Source organism: Streptomyces sp. NPDC002809 (assembly GCF_040295435.1).
GTDB lineage: Bacteria > Actinomycetota > Actinomycetes > Streptomycetales > Streptomycetaceae > Streptomyces.
On the sequence record NZ_JBEOVJ010000063.1, the window covers coordinates 16,467 to 36,049 of the forward strand.

Annotated in this window: 16 protein-coding genes; 10 read left to right on the forward strand and 6 right to left on the reverse strand. The window is 71.3% G+C overall.

Annotation, left to right across the window (positions count from 1 at the left end; translation table 11 throughout):
* Window positions 1–76 precede the first annotated feature (76 nt).
* Window positions 77–310, forward strand: coding sequence for a DUF397 domain-containing protein (locus ABT025_RS28870; RefSeq protein WP_351000634.1), 234 nt, complete (start codon window positions 77–79; stop codon window positions 308–310).
* A gap of 82 nt (window positions 311–392) precedes the next feature.
* Here the strand turns inward: ABT025_RS28870 and ABT025_RS28875 are convergent, their stop codons facing one another.
* The 4 genes from ABT025_RS28875 to eccB all read right to left on the reverse strand — a co-directional run bounded on the left by ABT025_RS28875 (window position 393) and on the right by eccB (window position 4,087).
* Window positions 393–698 (reverse strand): WXG100 family type VII secretion target, encoded by a 306-nt coding sequence (locus tag ABT025_RS28875; protein ID WP_351000639.1) that lies wholly within the window; start codon window positions 696–698, stop codon window positions 393–395.
* Between the two features lie 40 nt (window positions 699–738).
* Window positions 739–1,089, reverse strand: a complete 351-nt coding sequence (locus tag ABT025_RS28880) for a hypothetical protein (protein WP_351000642.1) — start codon at window positions 1,087–1,089, stop codon at window positions 739–741.
* A gap of 176 nt (window positions 1,090–1,265) precedes the next feature.
* Complete coding sequence (gene mycP, locus ABT025_RS28885; RefSeq protein ID WP_351000645.1) at window positions 1,266–2,486, reverse strand: type VII secretion-associated serine protease mycosin; 1,221 nt, start codon at window positions 2,484–2,486, stop codon at window positions 1,266–1,268.
* A 53-nt stretch (window positions 2,487–2,539) separates the two neighbouring features.
* Window positions 2,540–4,087 (reverse strand): type VII secretion protein EccB, encoded by a 1,548-nt coding sequence (eccB, locus tag ABT025_RS28890; protein ID WP_351000647.1) that lies wholly within the window; start codon window positions 4,085–4,087, stop codon window positions 2,540–2,542.
* A 223-nt stretch (window positions 4,088–4,310) separates the two neighbouring features.
* Here eccB and eccE point away from each other — a divergent pair, with 223 nt between their 5' ends.
* From eccE to ABT025_RS28930, 8 genes are all read left to right on the forward strand, one after another.
* Window positions 4,311–5,627 (forward strand): type VII secretion protein EccE, encoded by a 1,317-nt coding sequence (gene eccE, locus ABT025_RS28895; RefSeq protein ID WP_351000650.1) that lies wholly within the window; start codon window positions 4,311–4,313, stop codon window positions 5,625–5,627.
* A complete protein-coding gene (locus ABT025_RS28900) occupies window positions 5,627–6,349 on the forward strand; it encodes a hypothetical protein (RefSeq protein WP_351000653.1) in 723 nt (240 codons plus the stop codon). Before eccE ends, ABT025_RS28900 begins: the two co-directional genes overlap by 1 nt.
* A gap of 310 nt (window positions 6,350–6,659) precedes the next feature.
* A complete protein-coding gene (locus ABT025_RS28905; protein WP_351000656.1) occupies window positions 6,660–9,575 on the forward strand; it encodes an SCO5717 family growth-regulating ATPase in 2,916 nt (971 codons plus the stop codon).
* Between the two features lie 197 nt (window positions 9,576–9,772).
* Window positions 9,773–11,650, forward strand: coding sequence for an ABC transporter substrate-binding protein (locus ABT025_RS28910; protein WP_351000659.1), 1,878 nt, complete (start codon window positions 9,773–9,775; stop codon window positions 11,648–11,650).
* A 117-nt stretch (window positions 11,651–11,767) separates the two neighbouring features.
* Window positions 11,768–12,850 (forward strand): ABC transporter permease, encoded by a 1,083-nt coding sequence (locus ABT025_RS28915; protein WP_351000662.1) that lies wholly within the window; start codon window positions 11,768–11,770, stop codon window positions 12,848–12,850.
* Entirely contained in the window at window positions 12,847–13,815 is a 969-nt protein-coding gene (locus ABT025_RS28920) for an ABC transporter permease (protein WP_502972052.1), read from the forward strand. The genes ABT025_RS28915 and ABT025_RS28920 overlap by 4 nt, the downstream gene beginning before the upstream one ends.
* Window positions 13,812–14,834, forward strand: coding sequence for an ABC transporter ATP-binding protein (locus ABT025_RS28925; protein WP_351000666.1), 1,023 nt, complete (start codon window positions 13,812–13,814; stop codon window positions 14,832–14,834). The genes ABT025_RS28920 and ABT025_RS28925 overlap by 4 nt, the downstream gene beginning before the upstream one ends.
* On the forward strand, window positions 14,831–15,826 hold the full coding sequence (locus ABT025_RS28930; protein WP_351000669.1) for an ABC transporter ATP-binding protein: 996 nt from the start codon (window positions 14,831–14,833) through the stop codon (window positions 15,824–15,826). The genes ABT025_RS28925 and ABT025_RS28930 overlap by 4 nt, the downstream gene beginning before the upstream one ends.
* A 149-nt stretch (window positions 15,827–15,975) precedes the next feature.
* Here the strand turns inward: ABT025_RS28930 and ABT025_RS28935 are convergent, their stop codons facing one another.
* Window positions 15,976–17,085 carry an XdhC family protein gene (locus ABT025_RS28935; protein WP_351000671.1) on the reverse strand — a complete coding sequence of 370 codons (1,110 nt, stop codon included), beginning with the start codon at window positions 17,083–17,085 and terminating at the stop codon, window positions 15,976–15,978.
* Window positions 17,086–17,145: 60 nt separating this feature from the next.
* Window positions 17,146–17,745: a MarR family winged helix-turn-helix transcriptional regulator gene (locus ABT025_RS28940; protein ID WP_351000674.1), complete on the reverse strand. Its 600-nt coding sequence runs from the start codon at window positions 17,743–17,745 to the stop codon at window positions 17,146–17,148.
* Window positions 17,746–18,212: 467 nt separating this feature from the next.
* Between ABT025_RS28940 and ABT025_RS28945 the strand changes: the two genes are divergently transcribed.
* Window positions 18,213–19,577, forward strand: a complete 1,365-nt coding sequence (locus tag ABT025_RS28945; protein WP_351000676.1) for an MFS transporter — start codon at window positions 18,213–18,215, stop codon at window positions 19,575–19,577.
* The last annotated feature ends 6 nt before the right edge of the window (window positions 19,578–19,583 follow it).

Sequence of the window (19,583 nt, forward strand, 5' to 3'; positions counted from 1 at the left end):
TCGGCGACCTCGCCAAAGGCCGCGGCGCTGCCTGTACGGTGCCGTGCAGAACCACGTACGGAGAGGAACCCTGACCATGGGCACGCAGGCGGAGAAGGACGAGCTGTACGCACTCGACATCTCGGGGGTGGAATGGCTGAGTGCGCCCGGGACCGAGGAGGCGGAGGAGCGCGTCGAGATCGCGCATCTGCCGGGCGGGGCCGTGGCGATGAGGTCCTCGCTGGACCCGGACACCGTGCTGCGGTACACGGAGGCCGAGTGGCACGCGTTCGTACTCGGCGCCCGGGACGGCGAGTTCGATCTGACGTAGGGGCGGGGCATACGGGAGGGGCACGTTCACCCGAACGTGCCCCTCCTGTTGTGCACGGCCCCGTGCCTCCCGCCCCGCGCCTTCAGTACGCCTCGGTGAACAGGCGTGAGGCCCTGAGGTCAGTGGCTCGGTAGTTGTGCTTGCCGTTCTCGATGATCCTCGCGACGTGCTCCAGGCGGCCCTTCATGTCGTCGGCCTTGCCCCGGTACTTGTTCTGGAGCACCACGTACGCGGTGTGGGCCTCGCCGTCCCAGGTGTCGGTGACCACCTTGAGCGCGCCGTCCATCTCCTCCAGGTCGCGGCAGATGTTCTGCGACACCACGCGGATGCGGTTCGCCATCTCCTGGACGCTTTCGTACTTGACCTTGGTGTGCGGGTCGTGCCCCATCCGGGTTCTCCTCTGCTTCGGGTGCGGTGGAAGGACCGGTTCAGACTCCGTTGAGCCCCGAGGCGTTGCCCGCCGAGGCCGGTGTCCTGACCGCGTTGAAGGCCGCGCGGACCTCCTCGTCATTGGCGTTGCTGAGGTTTTTCGTACTGCCCACCGCGTGGAGCAGCACATTCAGCAGCCGGCGGATCTCGTCGTGGTCCTCGTTGATCACGAGCTGTGCGGACGTGAACCCCGAGGCGCCGGCACCGGTCCATCCCGCCGCGGCCGTCGAGAGGATGTCGGCCAGTTCCCTGGACTGCGCGGAGACCGCCTCGGCGGTTTTGACGATCTTGTTCCTGGCCTGGATGACCGGCTCGTCGGCAAGTCCGAAACCGCCCGCGGGGTTGGTCATGCGGAGGTCCTCCCTCGGTTCGCTGGGGGGTGCGGGGCAGGGGTCGCCGCACCGGCTCCGGAGCACTCCGGCCGGTCCCTGATCCCCCGTCGCCCGTCTCAAGTCCGCGATCACCCTAGCCACTTCGGCGCCTCGTCCCGGCACCCCCCGGCAGTGGCCGGCCGCCTCGGTGAGAGTCACCTCCGGCGCGGAACGCGGCGTCTGCGGAGGTCGCGCGCCACGGTCGCGGCACCGGCCACCACGGCCACCAGCACGGCCGCCGCGGCCAGTGCGTAGGTCGCGTACCGCTTGCTGCGTTGCTGCGAGGTCTCCGACGTCACCAGGCGCGCCGGCTCCGGAGCCTGGGCCCCGGCGGCGGGCGTGTCCGGGTGGGGGGCGCCCTGCGGAGCGTCGTCCCCGGACAGGGCGCGGACCGGATCGACTACACCCCATCCGATGAAGGCGTCACGGCCGTTGACGGAGCGCTCCGCCGTCTGTTCGATACGGGCGATGATCTGCGCCGCCGTCCAGTCCGGGTACTTGGCGCGCATCAGCGCGACGACCCCGGTGACGTACGGCGCGGAGAAGCTGGTGCCGCTGTCGGTGCACTGGCCGTTGCCCGGGACGGTGGAGACGATGTCGACACCGGGGGCGGCGACCCCCACGAAATCCCCTGCCTGGGAGAAGGGGGCGCGTTCGTTGTTCCGGTCGGACGCGGCGACGGCGAGGACACCGTCGAAGGCTGCGGGGTAGGTGCTTCTCCGTATGCCGTCCATGCCGCCGTTGCCCGCGGCGGCGACGACCACGACGTCCTCGGCGATCGCCCGCGCCACCGCCCTGCCCAGCAGCGAGTCGTCGGCCAGCGGCCTGGTGGTGTCCTGGGAGATGTTGATGACCTGGGCGCCCTCGGCGATCGCGTGGTCGATGGCGGCGGCCATCGCGCTGTCCCTGCCGTTGTGCCGTCCGTCGTTCTGACGGATCGGGATGACGGTGGCCTCGGGGGCCAGGCCGACGAAGCCGGTGCCGCCACGGGGGCGTGCGGCGATGATGCCGGCGACCTTGGTGCCGTGGCCGACCTCGTCCACCGTCCCGTCGCTCCCGCCACCGTCGGTGTAGTCGATGCCCGCGGAGGCGTCCACGGCGCCGCTGAGCTGAGGATTGGTGTCATCCACCCCGGTGTCGATGACGGCGACGCGGATTCCCCTGCCCCGGGTGTCCTGCCACAGTTCGTCGAGGAGCACCCGCTGGAGCGGCCACGGGCGTCCCTCGAACTGCTCCTTCATGGGGAACTCGCACGCACCGCCGCCGTCCAGGTGCAGACCGCCCGGGTCCGGAACGGCGTGCGCGGCCTGCGGCCCCGCCAGGGCGCCCAGCGCGGCGGCGGCCGCCGTCAGCAGGACCCTTTTCCGGTACGGCATCGCGCTCTCTCCCCCGCGTGTGTTCCGGTGTTCCGCCGCCCCGCCCGGATGCGTCACGAACCCTGGGGCCGACGGGCGCTGTTGGTGTCGAGCCTCGGGCCCTTGGCCAGGAACTCCGACCAGGCGATCGGAACGAGGGCGGGCGTCACCTTCTCGTATCCGAGCCTGATCTGCGCCTGACTCGGTTCGGGCCGCCCGCCGACGCCGTCCTTCGCTCCGCCGGTCCCGATGCCGGACCGTTCGGCGTCGCTGTCGCCGTTCGCCTGGACCGCGTACCTCAGTCCGGTGTCCGTCACCAGGAAGAGTGATCCGTCCGGGCTGCTCTGCCCTTCCCTCACCTGGGTGTAGAGCAGCCCGCTGCCCGGGGTCACATAGGTGCTCGTGCCGCCCGCGCCGACGGAGGCGGGGTACGCGGCGCCGGCCCAGGTACTCAGCGTCGTCCGGCCCGTCCCGTCCGTGCCGCGCAGCACGTTGCAGACGGTGTCGCGGCCGGCGGCACCCGCGTCGGTGGCGTTGACGCGGACGGCCCTGCGCGCGGGCCAGTGCGCGGCCTGGCCCGCGAAGGGCTCGGGGCCGGGGACGAAGTCCTGGAGACCGGCGGGGCGCGCCTCGCCTGCCAGGTCGAGGGCCGCGGTCTGCGGGGAGTTGATCAGCAGCCAGGCGGTGAACTCGGAGACGGGCCGGACCTCGCCGTCGAGGACGACGTAGTGGGCGGTGCCCTCTCCGTTCCTGGTGCGCAGCACCGTGCCGACGCGGTTCTCCTGCGCGGACAGGTTCCCCTCGATGTGTGCCGGGGCGCCGACGTCGCCGGGGATCCGAGGGAAGGAGACCGGGCTGCCGTCGTGCAGCGTGGCCAGCCAGTCGTCGGTGACGGGCTGCGGCTGCGCGCTGCCGACCAGGGCACCGGTCAGATGGCCGAGGTCGGCGGCGGTCTCGTCGATGCGGTACTTGGTGCCGCGGGCGTCGACGAGGTAGCGGGTCCCGTCCTGTCCCTTGACGTAGAGCACCTGACCGCCGCTGAGCCGGCCGCCGTTCTCCATCAGGTCGTTGTCGCGTTCGGCGAGGACGAAGGCGGCCTTCTGCACGGTGCTCCCGCTGCCGGGCTGTACGCAGACGGCCCAGCGCTTGGCGGTGCCCGCGTCCTCCTTCTCGGGCAGCCGGTCGGGGGCGTACGGGATGCCGAGGACGGGCCCGCGCGGGGGCTTGCCCGCGTCGAGGATGTCGTCGGCGACCTGAACGACGCCGTAGTTCTGCGGAGTCAGCAGCAGCCGGGCCGAGGCGAGGTTCAGCACGGGGTGCAGCAGCGTCCTGCGGTTCCCGCCCTTGCCGGTGGTGAGCACCACGTAGCGGGTGGTCGACGTCTTGCCGACGATCACTTTGGTGCCGGGGCTGTCCCAGTCCTGGGGGGCCGCCGGCCTGAACATGCCGTAGGCGCCGAACCCCGCGAGGATCAGGGTGCCGGCGACGAGGCCCGGCAGGACGGCGCGCAGGGGACGCGGGGCGCCCTCGTCGGAACCGGTGGGCGAGGGCTGGAGGAATGCCGCCACCACGCGACGTTTCTCGAAGGTGTACGCGTTGAGGTCGTCGCGCCGCGATGCCATGAGTCCGTCCGTCTCCCCGTGTCCGACCGCGCGGCGCCGGGAGCGACCGCGGCCGGCGCCCCGTGCCGGACCCCCGATGCCGGACCGGCTCCCTACTATGCCTGTCGATTCAGGGGTGTTGCGGTCCGGGTAGGGTGATTCACCCCGCCGGAGACCTCGGCGGGACGGGCGTGGCACGGGTCGGGTCGTGAGACACCGGACCCGGATGAACGGGGGGATGCCGATGACGGCTTCCGCGACGCGGACGGCTCCGGCCCCGGGCACACGGCCGCCCGGATCGCCCCGGGCCGGTGCGCCGGACGCATCGGTGCGCGGCGGGCCCGGCATCGTGCGGTGGGGCGGGCGGGCCGGATCGTTCGGGCCGTTCCGGCTGCACCAGCTCGTCCTGTGCGAGATCGCGGGGGCGCTGCTGCTCTGGGCCGGGGTCGTGGATCCACTGCTGCTGGCCCCTGCCTCGGTGCCGGCCGCACTGCTGGTGACGCTCGCCGTCGTACGCCGGCACCGCCGCTCGCTTCCGGCACTGCTGTACGCGGTCCTCGCTCTGCGGGCCCGTAACCGCAGGTCCGCGTCGACGGTCCCGGCGGCCGGCACCGAACCGGGCATCGCGCCCGCGGTCGAGTGCGAACCGGCCCTGCGTACGCACTCGTTCGGGGGCCCGGACCGGCGGCCGGTCGGCATGATCGGCGACGGTACGTACCTGACGGCCGTCCTCAGGATCGACGCGGACGGCACGGCACTGCGCCCCGACCGCTCCACGCGGCCGCTCCCCCTCGCACTCGTGCGGGACGCACTGGACGTCGACGGCATCCGGCTGGAGTCGGCCCAGGTCGTCCAGCACACCCAGCCGGCACCCGCGTCGCATCTGCCGGAGCAGTCGGTAGCGGCCGGCAACTACGCGCCCCTGCAGGCGCGGACGGGCTCCCCCGCGGTCCGGATCACCTGGATCGCGCTGAAGCTGGCCCCGGAACTCTGCCCGGAGGCCGTACGGGCGCGGGGCGGCGGCTTCACCGGTGCGCAGAAGTGCCTGGTGCGCACGGCCGACCAGCTGGCCGGCAGGCTGACAGGGGCGGGGCTGCGTGCGACGGTGCTCACGGAACAGGAGCTCGGCGCGGCGATCGCCACGTCCGCCTGCGCGAGCCCGTCCGCCACGGCACGGGCCGGCCGGAACGGGGCGCCCGCACGCCGCACCCGGGAGACCTCGCGCACCTGGCAGTGCGACGACCGGCTGCACACCACGTACTGGGTGCGCCGCTGGCCGGAGCTGGGCGGGGGCGGGGCCCCGTTGCCGCGGCTCGTCGCACTGCTCACCTCGGTCCCGGCCCTGGCCACGACGTTCGTTCTCACGCTGGGACACGGCGACCGGCAGGAGATCACGGTCACCGGCCACATCCGCGTCACCGGTCGCGACGACCGGGAACTGAGGTCCGCCCGCCATGAGTTGGAACTCACCGCCCGCGGCGTGAAGACGTCTCTGGTGCGGCTGGACCATGAACAGCTGCCCGGGGTGCTCGCCACCCTGCCCCTCGGAGGCACCCACTGATGTCCGTATCCGCGGGAGGCCGTGGGCGACTGGGGTTCGGACTGACGGGCCCGCGCCGGCCACGCCATACGGTCCGGCCCGAGCAGTTGGCTTCACTGGCCCTGCCGGTCGGCGACGACGGTGTGGTGATCGGCGTGGACGGCGAGGGGCGCCCCGCCGTGCTCGGCATCATCCGGCCGGTTCCTTACGACGTCACCCTGATCGGGGGGCTGTGGACAGCGCAGGTGCTCGCGCTGCGGGCGGCTGCGACCGGCGCCCGGATCGTGGTGGAGACGGGGCGGGCTGGTGCCTGGGGCGGGCTGGTGCGGGCGGCCGGCGGTGACGGTTGCGGCATCGCGCTGCACGAGGTGGGCCGGGTGCCGCCGCAGGGGCCCTCGGCCGGATCGCCGGTCGTGGTGGTACGGGACTGCGGCACGAGGCCACCGCGCGGGCGGGTGGCGGCAGGCCCTTGGCAGTCGGTGGTGACGCTGCTGCCGTATCTGAGCCCGGTGGCGTCCGGGTTGATGGAGAAGTCGTCCCTGGTCGGCATTCAACGGGTGTCTCCCGGCGAAGCGGAACAGATCGGTCATCTCATGCGCCTGGGGCCTGGCGAGACCCGGTCCCTGTCCACCCTGACCGACGGAGTCACCCTCTGGTGCACCCGCCAGGACCGCCGGTTCGTGATGATCCATCCGACCGATGCGGAATCGGGACTGCTGGGCAGCGCCCGGAGGATGGACTGACAGCACACCACCACGCGTGCGAATTGTTCAGATTCGCCTGTGCAGATGTGCATGTTTGACCGCTTTGTATCTCACTCCCGGCTGCACTCAGACCACTTGGGGGCAGTACGTGACGTACGGGACAGCGGCCGCGGTGCCGTACAGCCTGCCGTGGAGAGCCCGATGACGATTAGGGTGGGTCCGGGCGCGGCAGAAGAACCAGCGGGCAGGCAAGGCGCGTCCCAGGGGGAGAGCCGGGCGGTTCGCACTGCGGGAACGGGCGCCCCCACCCCCCACGGCACAAGGGTGCTCGACCACACCAGGAGGCAAAGTGAACGGCGATCGGGACGAGATGCGCGGGGGCTGGAACATGCCCGTCGACGAGTCGTCCGACGCGGAACCCGCCGAGATGACGGGTGAGTTCACCATCGACTACACCCCGCCCGCCTGGTACACGCAGAACGCGCCGGGTGACTCGTCGGGCGGCGCCGGAACGCACCTGGCACCGCCGCCGCCCACTGGCTCCCCGGTGTCCGTGCCCGGACTGCCGCCCGGGAGCGGCTTCGAACCCGATTGGACTCCCGCCCCGCCGGCACCGGCACCGGCCCACGATGCGGCAGCCGGTCATCCGGCGCCGGATGCGGCCGGAGCGGGCGGCGCCTCGGATCCCTTCGGGGGCGGCGACGTGGAGAGCGGCGCGACCATGCGGTTCCCGGCCGCCGCGCTGAAGCAGGAGATCGCCGAGCGCGAGGCCGCCGCCGGGGCGGCGGCAGGTGCCGCTGCCGACGAGGAGGCCGCGGAGCCCGGGGCCGATGCGGCCGCGGGCGCCACGCAGAACGATTCCGGGGAAGCCGGGGAGGCCGGTTCCGGGGAGGCCGGTGCCCGAGAGACCGGTTCCGGGGAGACCGGGGCGGATCCGCACTCCTCCGCGCCCGATTCCCCCTCGCCGTCGGACGACTCCGCGCCGTCCGACGCAGCTCAGGCACCCGCCGACTCCGGGCCGTCCTCCGCAGCGGAGGAGGAGCCCCGCGTGACCGCCGGGGACGGCCCCTTCGCCACCCCGTCGTTGGACGGTGCCGCGGCCGCCGCGAGCCACGACGACTCCGGTGACGGCCCGCAGGCCGGAGAGCCCGCCGGCGACGCACCCACGGACTCCGCGCCCCCGGCCGCCCCCACCGGCGCGACCCCCCTCGACGCACCGTCGGACAGCGCCGCCCAGGACGCGGCACCGGCCCCCTGGACGCCCACGCCGGGAACGGGTGGACTTCCGCCCCTGCCGCCCTCCTTCCAGCCCGCGACGGCACAGCCCGCCGCACCTCAGCCGGCGTCCCACTGGCCTCCGCAGGCCCCGGCCGACGCAGGGCCGGGCGGCTACGGAATCCCGCAGGCTCCGGCGAACCCGCAGGCCTCCGCGTTCCCGCAGCAGGCCGCCCCTGCACCGCAGGGAGGGTACGGCTTCCCGCAGCAGCCGCACCCCCAGCAGGCCATGCCGGGAGCCGCCCTTCCGGCGCAGCTCCCGCAGCCCCCGGCACCGCAAGCGCCCCAAGCGCCCCAGACGCCTCAGGCACACCAGTGGCCCCCGCAGCAGCAGGGCGCGGCACTGCCCCCGCAGGCACCCCAGACACCGCAGTTGCCCCAGGCCCCGCAACAGCCGCAGCCGCAGGGCGGCTACGGATTTCCCCAGGGCGCCCAGCCGCCGGCTCAGCCCACCCCGAATCTGCCCGCGCAGATCCCCCCGCAGCAGCCTCAGCACCCGCAACAGCCCCAGCAGCACGCGCAGCAGCAGTACCCGCAGCAACTCGCGCCACAGGAAGTGCCGCAGGGAATGCCACAGGGTGCGCCCGCCGACCCGCGGGCCGGTAGCGCATGGCCCACACCGGTCACCCACGACCAGCGCGAGCGTTCGGTTCCGGGTGCCCCGCTCGGTTACACGGCCGCCGTGGAGCTCTCGTCCGACCGGCTCGTCCGGGGCAAGCAGAAGGCGAAGAGCAGCCGCAACCCGTCCGGCGCCTCCCGCTTCAAGCTGGGCGGCAAGAAGGAGGAGATCGAGCGGCAGCGCAAGCTCGACCTGATCCGCACCCCGGTGCTCTCCTGCTACCGGATCGCGGTGATCAGCCTCAAGGGCGGCGTGGGCAAGACCACGACGACCACCGCCCTCGGCTCGACCCTGGCCACCGAACGGCAGGACAAGATCCTCGCCATCGACGCCAACCCCGACGCGGGCACGCTGGGCCGCCGGGTCCGCCGCGAGACCGGCGCGACCATCCGCGACCTGGTCCACGCGATCCCGCACCTCAACTCGTACATGGACATCAGGCGGTTCACCTCGCAGGCGCCCTCCGGCCTGGAGATCATCGCCAACGACGTGGACCCGGCGGTCTCGACCACGTTCAACGACGAGGACTACCGGCGTGCGATCGAGGTACTGGGCAAGCAGTACCCGATCATCCTCACGGACTCGGGTACCGGGCTGCTCTACAGCGCGATGCGCGGCGTACTGGACCTCGCCGACCAGCTGATCATCATCTCGACCCCGTCGGTCGACGGTGCGTCGAGCGCCTCCACCACGCTGGACTGGCTGTCGGCCCACGGGTACGCGGAACTGGTCCAGCGGTCCCTCACCGTCATCTCCGGGGTCCGCGAGACCGGAAAGATGATCAAGGTCGACGACATCGTCCAGCACTTCGAGACGCGCTGCCGCGGCGTGGTCGTCGTACCGTTCGACGAGCACCTGTCGGCCGGTGCCGAGGTCGACCTCGACATGATGCGTCCCAAGACCCGGGACGCGTACTTCCACCTCTCCGCCCTCGTCGCCGAGGACTTCGCGCGCGCCCAGCAGCAGCAGGGGCTGTGGACGGCGAACGGCAGCAACCCGCCGCCGCAGTACGCCCCGCCGATGCCCGGGTACCAGCAGCCGGGCCAGCCGGTACCCGGACAGCAGCCGTACGCACCCCAGCAGCCGTACCCGCAGCAGCCCGGACAGGCGTACCCCCAACAGCCCTACGGCGGTCAGCCGCAGCAGCCCTATCCCCCGCAGCCGGCCCCCGGCGCCGGGCAGAACTGGCAGCAGCAGCCGCCCTCCCAGGCGCAGCCTCCGGCCGGCCACGCGGGTCCGCCGCCGCAGCCGCAGTACGGCGGACAGCCAGGTCAACCGGGGCAGCCCGCCCACCCCGAACTCCAGGGCCCGGTACCGCCCGCGGGGTGGCAGCAGCAGCCGCCGCAGCCACCGCCAGCGCCTCAGCAGTAAGGCGTCAGAGGTCTGAACCAATGAGGGTCCACATCGTTCTCGCGATGTGGACCCTCATTGCATTCCCGCAGACCACACGCCGTTTCGGTGACCGTTGACGCGGCTCGACCACCGCTGATAAACCTTCGCTTCACCAGCTGGCGAACCACAGATCAACCCGCCTTCTCCGTGCGAGTCATGACGCGAGGTCCCTGACCATGGTCGAAAGAGTTCCACCGTCCTCAGCCCAGCCACGCTCACGTCGGCGTGTCCTCCTGGCCTCCGGCACCGCCGCCCTTGCTCTCGCGGCCGGGTCCATCGTGCCGGGCGTACCCCTCGTGGCCGCGCCCCAGCAGGCGCAGGCCGCCGACAGCGGTGACAAGACGCTGACCGTCGCGGTCGCGCAGAGCGTCGACTCCCTGAGCCCGTTCCTCGCCCAGAAGCTGCTGAGCACGAGCGTCTCCCGGCTCATGTACGACTTCCTGACGAACTACGACCCGAAGGACAACCACGCCGTCCCGGGTCTCGCCACCAAGTGGGAGCCGTCGGCCGACAAGCTGACGTGGACGTACACCATTCGGTCGAATTCCAAGTGGTCGGACGGTCAGCAGGCCACCGCCGAGGACGCGGCCTGGACGTTCAACAAGATGATGGACGACGAGGGCGCCGCCCAGGCGAACGGCAGCTTCGTCACCAACTTCAAGAAGGTGACGGCCCCCAGCCCGACGAAGCTGGTCATCGAGCTCAAGGAACCGCAGGCCACGATGGCCGCGCTCGATGTCCCGATCGTCCCCGAGCACGTCTGGGAGAAGGTCAAGGACTTCTCGAAGTTCAACAACGACACGGACTTCCCCGTAGTGGGCAACGGCCCCTTCGTGCTGAGCGACTACAAGGTCGACCAGTACGTGAAGCTCAAGGCCAACAAGAACTTCTGGCGCGGCACGCCCAAGTTCGACGAGCTGGTCTTCAAGACCTACAAGGACCAGGACGCCGCGGTCGCCGCTCTCCGCAAGGGCGAGGTCTCCTTCGTCGCCGGCTCGCCCGCGCTGACGCCCGCCCAGGCCAATTCGCTCAAGGGCGACGCGAACATCAAGGTCAACGAGGGTCCCGGCCGCCGCTTCTTCGCGCTGGCGACCAACCCGGGCGCGCAGACCAAGGACGGCAAGAAGTTCGGCAACGGCAACAAGGCGCTGCTCGACCAGAAGGTCCGCCAGGCCCTGTTCCTGTCGATCGACCGCAAGACCATCATCGACAAGGTCTTCCAGGGGCACGCCGTCGAGGGCCAGGGGTACATCCCGCCGCGCTTCTCGGCGTACAACTGGCAGCCCTCGGCGAGCCAGAGTCTCGCCTACGACCCCGCCAAGGCGGGACAGCTGCTGGACCAGGCGGGCTACGAGCTCAAGGGCGGCAAGCGCGTCGGCAAGGACGGCAAGGCGCTCGACCTGCGCATCCTGTGCCACGCGACGGACCCGAACGACAAGGCGATCGGCAAGTACCTCAAGGAGTGGTGGGGCAAGCTCGGCGTCGGCCTCAAGGTCGACTGCCTCGACGACGTCTCCGTGCCCTGGTACGCCGGTGAGTACGACCTCGCCTTCGACGGCTGGTCCGTCAACCCGGACCCGGACTTCGTCCTCGGCATCCACACCTGCTCCGCCCTGCCGCTCAAGGCCAAGGCGAGCGCGTCCACGGACAACTTCATCTGCGACAAGACGTACGACGAGCTGTACAAGAAGCAGCTCGCGGAGTACGACCCCGCCAAGCGGGCGGACCTCGTCGGGCAGATGCAGTCCTGGCTGTACGACTCCGGGTACATGAGCGTCATCGCGTACCCGAACGCGGTCGAGGCCTACCGCACCGACCAGATCAAGTCGATCACGACCATGCCCGAGGCGGCCGGCAACATCTACGGCCAGGACGGGTACTGGAGCTGGTGGTCGGCAGTGCCGGCGGGCAGCGAAGGCGGAGACGGTGACAGCGACTCCGGTTCGAGCTCGACCGGGATCGTCATCGGCATCGTGGTGGCCGTGGTGGTCCTCGCCGGTGGCGGGTTCCTCCTCTCCAGGCGCCGCCGCACCACCGCGGACGAGCGCGAGTAGCTCCGCGGACCGCGGGTGGTTCCCGCGGACGGGATGAGAGCGATCGGCGACGGGGTCCGGGCAGCCGGGCCCCGTCGGCCGATCCCTCTAAGTGCAGCACGAGTAACGAGAGTTCCCATGACAGCTGACAGCACTCCGGCGCTCGTGAAACAGGCGGATGCGGACACGGACGGCCCGGCTCCGGCCGCGCCCCCGGCCGCCCGCGGCCCACGGGCGCGCAACACCAAGGCCTATCTGAAGTACGTGGCCGCCAAGATCGCCGGCGCGGCCGTCTCACTGTTCGCCGTACTGGTCACCAGCTTCTTCCTCTTCCGGCTCATCCCCAGCGACCCGGTGAAGCAGATGACCGGCGGGCGCCCCGTGTCCGCCGAACAACTCGATTCGCTGCGACGTCAGTTCGGTCTCGACCAGCCGATGTGGCAGCAGTTCACCAGTTACGTGGGCGACGCGCTCACCGGCGACTTCGGCACCTCGTTCCAGTACCACGCCCCGGTCATGGACAAGATCACCGAGGCGCTCCCGGCGACCCTGCTCCTCACCGGAACGGCGTACGTCCTCTACAGCGCGCTGGGCATCTGGCTCGGCACCCGTACCGCCTGGCGTAACGGGTCGAAGAGCGACCGCTTCCACACCGCGCTGGCCCTCACGCTCTACTCCGTGCCGTCGTTCTGGCTCGGCCTGCTCCTGATCATCGTCTTCTCGGTGGGCGTCGGACCGATCCCGGGCATGTTCCCGACGGGCGGCCTGGAGTCGGGCAACGAATCGGGCTTCGCCTACGTGCTCGACGTCGCGCACCACATGGTGCTTCCCGTGATCACCCTGGTCGCGGTCGGCTACGCGCAGACGCTGCTCGTGATGCGCTCCTCTCTCCTCGACGAGATGGGCAGCGACTATCTGACGACGGCGCGCGCGAAGGGGCTGCGCGACGACGCGGTCCGTCGCCGGCACGCCGTCCCCAACGCGATGCTCCCGACGTTCACGCTGATGTTCGTCAACCTGGGCCATGTGGTCGCGGGACAGATCCTGGTCGAGACCGTGTTCTCCTGGCCGGGTCTCGGCGGCCTCTTCTACCAAGGGCTGAGCGTCCCCGACCTTCCGCTCGTCCAGGGGCTGTTCTTCGTCTTCGCCACCGCGGTGATCCTGGCGAACACCCTGGCCGATCTGCTGTATCCGCTGCTCGATCCCCGGGTGGGCCGATGACGACCGAATCCATGCCCGCGTCCACGCCGGGGGCGAAGGCCCCCGCACCCGAGGAATCCGGACCCGAGGCGGCCAAGAGCCCGGGCGCACTGGCCCGCGCCCGCAAGCGGCGCTCCCTGGCCCGGTTCTGGCGGGAGTACCGCAGCCACCGGGGCGGCCTGTGGGGGCTTGCCGGACTCGTCCTGATCGCACTGATCGCCGTGTGCGCACCACTGCTGACCGGTGCGAACGCACAGAGCGTCACCGAGGCACCGGGCGGTGCACTGGAGTCGCCGAGTGCGGAATTCCCGCTCGGCACGGACCAGTTCGGACGCAGCGTCCTCGCCCTGCTGATCTGGGGTGCGCGCGTCTCACTGACCGTGGGGCTGCTCGCGGCCTTCCTCTGCGTGGCCATCGGTACGGTCGTCGGGATCGTCGCGGGGCACTTCCGCGGCTGGTACTCGACGGTGTTGATGCGGGTCACCGACTGGTTCCTGGTGATGCCGACCCTGGTCCTGGCGATCGCGCTCGCCACCGTGATGGACCGCTCCCTGTGGACGGTCATCATCGCGATCGGCGTCACGACCTGGCCGACGACGGCCCGGCTGGTGCGGGCGCAGACCCTTGCCGTGGAGTCCCGCCCGTACATCGAGCGCGCCCGCGCACTGGGCGGCGGGCACGGCCACATCATGCTCCGGCACGTACTGCCCAACGTGATGCCGCTGGTGCTCGCGCAGACCACACTGGTGATCTCCAGCGCGATCCTGACGGAGGCCACCCTGGCCTTCCTGGGCCTCGGCGACCCGACCATCACCTCCTGGGGCGGCATGCTCCAGGACGCGCGCGAAGCCGGCGCGGTGAGCGCGGGCGACTGGTGGTACCTGGCGCCGCCCGGCATCGCCATCGCCCTGGTGGCCCTGGCGTTCACCCTGTGCGGCCGCGCCATCGAGTCCGTCCTCAATCCCAAGCTGGGGGTGGCCCGTTGAGCACGACGAGTATCCGCAAGACGCCTCTTCTCGAGGTACGCGATCTGACGGTGACGTACGCCGGCGGGGCCCAGGCGGTCCGCGGGGTGAACCTGGAGGTCGAAGCGGGCCGAAAGCTCGGCATCGCCGGGGAGTCGGGGTGCGGGAAGTCCACGCTGGCGCTCGCGCTGCTGCGGCTGCTGCCCGCGGGCACGAAGGTCACCGGCGAGATCCTGCTGAACGGCGAGGACGTCCTCGCCATGAAATGGGGCCAGGTCAGGGCCGTGCGCTGGGCGGGTGCGTCGATCGTCTTCCAGGGCGCGATGCACTCCCTGAACGCGGTGCACCGCATCGGGGACCAGATCGCCGAGCCGATCGTGCTGCACAGGAAGACCACACAGGCCGCCGCGCGCAAGCGCGCCGGTGAGCTGCTGGAGCAGGTGGGTCTGCCCGCCGCCCGGGCGGACGCCTATCCGCACGAGCTCTCCGGCGGTCAGCGGCAGCGCGTGATGATCGCGATGGCGCTCGCCTGCGACCCCGGCCTGATCATCGCGGACGAGCCGACGACGGCCCTCGACGTGATGATCCAGGCCCAGATCCTGCGGCTGATCGAGCAGCTGGTCTCCGAGCAGGACCTCGGGCTGATCATGATCAGCCATGACCTCGCGGTGCTCTCGGACACCTGCGACCGGCTCGCGGTGATGTACGCGGGACGGGTCGTGGAGCAGGGCCCGGCGTCCGAGGTCTACGAGCGGGCGCACCATCCGTACAGCAAGGCACTGTCGGGTGCCTTCCCCCGGATCGGGGACCCCGCCTCGCGGTTCGCTCCGCGGGGGCTGCCGGGCGATCCGCCCGACCCGTCGGCGCTGCCGGCCGGCTGCACGTTCCATCCGCGCTGCACGGTGGCCGTGGACTCCTGCACCACGCAGGACCAGGTGCTGCGGGTGTCGGGGCCCGGGCGGCAGGCCGCCTGTGTGCTGGTGGGGCCGGAAGGGGCCGCGGCCCCGGAGGGCGCCGAGGAAGCAAGGAGCACATCATGACCACCACCACGGACCTGCTCAGTGCACGCGATCTCCGGATCGCGTTCCCCGGCAGGCACGGCGCCGACCCGGCCCGTGCCGTGGACGGGGTCGACCTGGACATCAGGCCGGGCGAGATCGTCGCGCTGGTCGGCGAGTCGGGGTGCGGCAAGACGACCCTGGCCCGCTCACTGCTCGGCCTCGTCCCGCCGACGGGCGGGCAGGTCACCTTCGACGGGAAGCCGCTCGACTACGGCAGCCGGGCGCTGAAGGCGTACCGCAAGCGGGTCCAGCTGGTGCTGCAGGACCCCAGCGGTTCGCTGAACCCGCGGCACACGGTGTACGACGCGGTGGCCGAGGGTCTGCGGATCCACCGGTACGGCGGCGACGAGCGGGAGGCGGTGACGAACGCCCTGTCCCGGGCGGGGCTGCGGCCTCCGGAACGTTTCCTCCTGCGCTATCCGCACGAGCTGTCGGGCGGTCAGCGCCAGCGCGTCGTGATCGCGGGCGCGCTGGTGCTGGAACCGGAACTCATCGTGGCGGACGAACCGGTGGCCTCCCTGGACGCCTCGGTGCGCGGCGAGATCCTGGCGCTGCTGCTGCGGCTGAGGGACGAGCTGGGCCTGTCCGCGCTGGTGGTCACGCACGATCTCGGTCTTGCGTGGAACATCGCGGACCGGGTGGCGGTGATGTACCTCGGGCGGATCGTGGAGACGGGTGACGTGGAGCAGATCCTCACGGCTCCGCAGCATCCGTACACGCAGGCACTGCTGTCGGTGCTGCCGGAGGCCGAGGGCGAACCGGTAGTGCTGACCGGTGAGCCGCCGGACCCGTCCAAGGTGCCGTCCGGCTGCCGCTTCCACCTGCGCTGCCAGGTCCTGGCCTCGGGCGAGGCGGAGCGGGCCGGTGTCGCCGACGCCTGTCGCACGAAGGACCTGCCCGTGCTCGCGGGCGGCAGCGAGACCCAGGTGGCGTGCCACTGGGCGAACGCGGCGGTGGCCGCACGGCCGTAGGACGGTGATGCGGTGCGGGCGGTTCTCCTGTTCCGGGGGCCGCCCGCTACCGCTGTCCGCGGTGGTGAGTGGTTCTCCCGTTCCAGGGGGCCGCCCGCTACCGCTGTCCGCGGTGGTGGATGGTTCTCCCGTTACAGGAAGGGCGCCGGCTACGGCTGTCCGTGGTGGTGGATCGCGCCGGACAGTTCGCCGAGCGGCCGACCGGTGCCGCCCCACCGGTGCTGGATGATCTCCGCGGCGATCGAGACGGCCGTCTCCTCGGGCGTCCGGGCCCCGAGGTCGAGGCCCACCGGTGAGGAGAGCCGGGTCAGGTCGGTCTCGCTCACGCCCTCGTCCCGGAGCCGTGCCAGCCGGTCGAGGTGGGTGCGCCTGCTGCCCATCACCCCGATGTAGGCCGCCGGGGTGCGCAGTGCGGCGACCAGCAGGGGGACGTCGAACTTGGGGTCGTGCGTGAGCACGCAGAGGACGGTGCGCTCGTCGACGTCCGTGTCGGAGAGATAGGTGTGCGGCCAGGCGCGGACGACCTCGTCGGCGGTGGGGAAGCGCTCGCGGGTCGCGAAGGCCGGGCGGGCGTCGCACACGGTGACCCGGTAGCCGAGGAAGGACCCGATGCGGGCGGTCGCCGCCGCGTGGTCGATGGCGCCGAAGACGATCATGCGGGGCGGTGGCGCGTACGTCTGGATGAAGACGGACACGTCCTGCATCCGGCGCTCACCATGGACCCCGTACCGCTGCCGCCCGGTCGCCCCCTGGGCGAGGAGGCCCCGGGCGTCGTCGGTGACGGCGGCATCGAGTCCCTCGTTGCCCAGGGAGCCCTCCGCGCCGTCCGCCCGGACGACCCGCCGCGCGCCCGCACGGGCGGCGTCCGGAAGGAGGGTGGCCACGGCGACCGGTTCGCCGCGTGCGACGGTTGCGCCGACGTCCCGGAGCCAGGTCCGGTCGGCCGCTCCGGTGAAGGGGGCGACGAGGACGTCGATGGTGCCGCCGCAGGTCAGACCCACGCCGAAGGCCTCGTCGTCGCTGATCCCGTACGACTGCAGCTGCGGGGTTCCGGTGGCGAGCACCTCGCCGGCCACCTCGTACACCGCGCCTTCGACGCATCCCCCGGAGACGCTGCCCGCCACCGTGCCGTCGGCCGTCACCGCCATCGTGGCGCCGGGCGCCCGGGGAGCGCTGCCTCGGACGGAGACGACGGTCGCCAGCGCGAAGGGCGTGCCGGCGTCGTGCCAGGCGCGCAGTTCCGACAGCAGTTCACGCACGGTTCGGACCTCCTCCGGCCCGGCACACCCGGCCCCGTTGGGCTCACCATAAGCGAAGCTTCAGCGCTGAGATACTGAGCGCTCCGGGTCCGGGGTGACATCCCGCCGGATGGGTGCGTTCAGTGCGGCACGGTCGGGCGGGGTCTGCTCCGCCGTCTCCAGGGAGCGTTCGAGTTTGCCGAGCAGCAGACTCAGGCTGCGCCGGTCGGTGGCGGACAGCTCGGCGAGCATCCGCTCCTCGTTGGCGAAGTGCGCGACGGCGACGACGTCGGCGATCTCGGTCCCGCGCTCGGTGAGCCGTGCGTAGACGATCCTGCGGTCCGTCGTATCACGCTCCCGGGTCACCAGGCCGGCCTTCTCCAGCCGGTCCAGCCGGAGCGTGATGCCGCCCGTGGTGACCAGGGCGATGTCCGCAAGCTGACCGGCGGTCTGTCGGTACGGTGGCCCTGACCTGCGAAGAGCTGCCAGCACATCGAAGGACGCCATGTTCAGGTCGAAGCATTCGAAGAGGTCGGACAGCAGCCCCTGGTAGCGCAGGAAGCTGCGGTGGAGCCGGCCGAGCACCTCCATCGGCGAGGCATCGAGAGCGGGCAGCTCCCGCTTCCACTGCTCCAGGATGAGGTCGACCGCGTCGGGGCGGCGGGAAGCTCCACGAGTCATGTGCGTTGGGAGACCGGCGCGATGCCGCGACCCCGCGCCTCCTTACCTGAACACCGCGCACGGCGCAGCGGTGAGGTGTTCACGATACAACCGGTGACGGTCGCGGAACCCTTGCGACGGAAATTCCTTAGTGCTAGAACTCTCGCCAGTAGCTGTTTGAGCTACTAGGTAACTTTCTGCCATCGGCGCGGGCCGCACCCCTACCCCCAACGGGATGCGAGCCCTCGCCACCCGGCGACCCCACCCGCACCGACCCCGCACCGACATCCGCCACCCAGAGCCTGGCGCCGGATGCCGGTCGTCGGCCGCCCCGGGTCGGTCGGTCACGCCCGGAGTCATCCCGCATCCACAAAACACCAGCTCAGGGCCGGTTTCACTTCGTTATTAAATCTAAGCACTTAGTTATTGACCGCTAAGACACTTCTTTCTAGGGTCACCGCAACTCCTCTGTTCGCGGAAGGATCCCCATGTCAATCGTGGCCAACGGCCCCACGCTGAGCTCTGTCTCGGCCAGGCTCGAACGCCTGCCGAACTCTCGCTGGCACATCAAGGTCCGCACCCTGATCGGCACCGTCACGTTCTTCGAGGCGTTCGATCAGCTGCTGACCGCCTCCGCCCTGCCCGTCCTGACCGAACAGTGGAAGCTGAGCACCGGTCAGGGCACGATGATCGTCACCAGCGGCTCCGTCGGCATGCTGCTCGGCGCTCTGGTGGCCGGCTGGCTCGGTGACCGCATCGGCCGGGTGAACACCGTCGCGCTGGGTGTGGCCGTGACCGCGCTGGCCAGCCTCGCCGTCGCCGTCTCCCCCGGCTTCGCCCTGTTCACCCTCTTCCGGTTCGTCCAGGGCCTGGGCATCGGCGGTGTCGTGCCGGTCGCCGCCACGTACATCAACGAGATCGCCCGGGCCGAGCACCGCGGACGGTTCGTGCTGCTCTACGAACTCATCTTCCCGGCCGGTCTCGCCGCGGCCACGCTCGTCGCGAGATGGGTGGTGCCCAGCTTCGGCTGGCGGGCGATGTTCATGATCGGTGCCCTGCCCGTCCTCCTCGTCGTCGTCCTGCGCCGTCAGGTCCCGGAGTCGCCCCGCTGGCTGCTCTCCCGGGGCCGGGTCGCGGAGGCCGAGCAGGTGATCGCGCGCATCGAGAAGGACGTGGCGAGTTCGACCGGCGCGCCGCTCCCCGAACCCGGACCGGCGACGGCCGTCGAGACCGAGCGGGGCGGGCTGCGTGACCTGTTCACCGGCCGGTACCTGCGGCGCACGGTCGTGGTGTCGGCGCTGTGGTTCGTCGCGTACTACGTCAACCACGGCATCGCCACGTGGCTGCCGTCGCTCTACACCAAGGAGTTCGGTCTCGATCTGCGGACCGCACTCAATTACTCGCTGCTGAGCAATGTGACCGGTCTGATCGGCTGTCTGCTGGTCGCTCTCGTCATCGACAAGGTGGGGCGCCGGGTGTCCCTGGCCGTTGGTCTCGGCGGGGCGGCCGTCGCACTGCTCTCGCTCGCCGTCTCCGGCGCCACGTCCGGTGGCCAGGTCGCGGCATGGGCCTCGGTCGCGACGCTCTTCGTCTTCGCCACCAACGTGAGCCTCTACCTCTACACACCCGAGCTCTACCCGACCCGAAGCCGGGCGCGCGGGGCGTCGTTCGGCGGGGTGTGGAACCGGCTCGGAGTCATTCTGGGACCGATCGTGGTCGGCGCCATCATCAGCTCCGGCGCCGGTCTGACCATGGTCTTCACCCAGCTGGGCTGTATCGCGGTGGTGGGCGCGGTGATCGCGCTGTTCGCCGTGGAGACCAAGGGGAAGACGCTGGAGGAGCTCAACAGCTGAGCAGCC

What these genes read in the sequence shown, in the direction of transcription:
- ABT025_RS28870 (WP_351000634.1), top strand. Translation starts at nt 77, where the DNA reads ATGGGCACGCAGGCGGAGAAGGACGAGCTGTACGCACTCGACATCTCG.
- ABT025_RS28875 (WP_351000639.1), bottom strand. Translation starts at nt 698, where the DNA reads ATGGGGCACGACCCGCACACCAAGGTCAAGTACGAAAGCGTCCAGGAG.
- ABT025_RS28880 (WP_351000642.1), bottom strand. Translation starts at nt 1,089, where the DNA reads ATGACCAACCCCGCGGGCGGTTTCGGACTTGCCGACGAGCCGGTCATC.
- mycP (WP_351000645.1), bottom strand. Translation starts at nt 2,486, where the DNA reads ATGCCGTACCGGAAAAGGGTCCTGCTGACGGCGGCCGCCGCCGCGCTG.
- eccB (WP_351000647.1), bottom strand. Translation starts at nt 4,087, where the DNA reads ATGGCATCGCGGCGCGACGACCTCAACGCGTACACCTTCGAGAAACGT.
- eccE (WP_351000650.1), top strand. Translation starts at nt 4,311, where the DNA reads ATGACGGCTTCCGCGACGCGGACGGCTCCGGCCCCGGGCACACGGCCG.
- ABT025_RS28900 (WP_351000653.1), top strand. Translation starts at nt 5,627, where the DNA reads ATGTCCGTATCCGCGGGAGGCCGTGGGCGACTGGGGTTCGGACTGACG.
- ABT025_RS28910 (WP_351000659.1), top strand. Translation starts at nt 9,773, where the DNA reads ATGGTCGAAAGAGTTCCACCGTCCTCAGCCCAGCCACGCTCACGTCGG.
- ABT025_RS28915 (WP_351000662.1), top strand. Translation starts at nt 11,768, where the DNA reads ATGACAGCTGACAGCACTCCGGCGCTCGTGAAACAGGCGGATGCGGAC.
- ABT025_RS28920 (WP_502972052.1), top strand. Translation starts at nt 12,847, where the DNA reads ATGACGACCGAATCCATGCCCGCGTCCACGCCGGGGGCGAAGGCCCCC.
- ABT025_RS28930 (WP_351000669.1), top strand. Translation starts at nt 14,831, where the DNA reads ATGACCACCACCACGGACCTGCTCAGTGCACGCGATCTCCGGATCGCG.
- ABT025_RS28940 (WP_351000674.1), bottom strand. Translation starts at nt 17,745, where the DNA reads ATGACTCGTGGAGCTTCCCGCCGCCCCGACGCGGTCGACCTCATCCTG.
- ABT025_RS28945 (WP_351000676.1), top strand. Translation starts at nt 18,213, where the DNA reads ATGTCAATCGTGGCCAACGGCCCCACGCTGAGCTCTGTCTCGGCCAGG.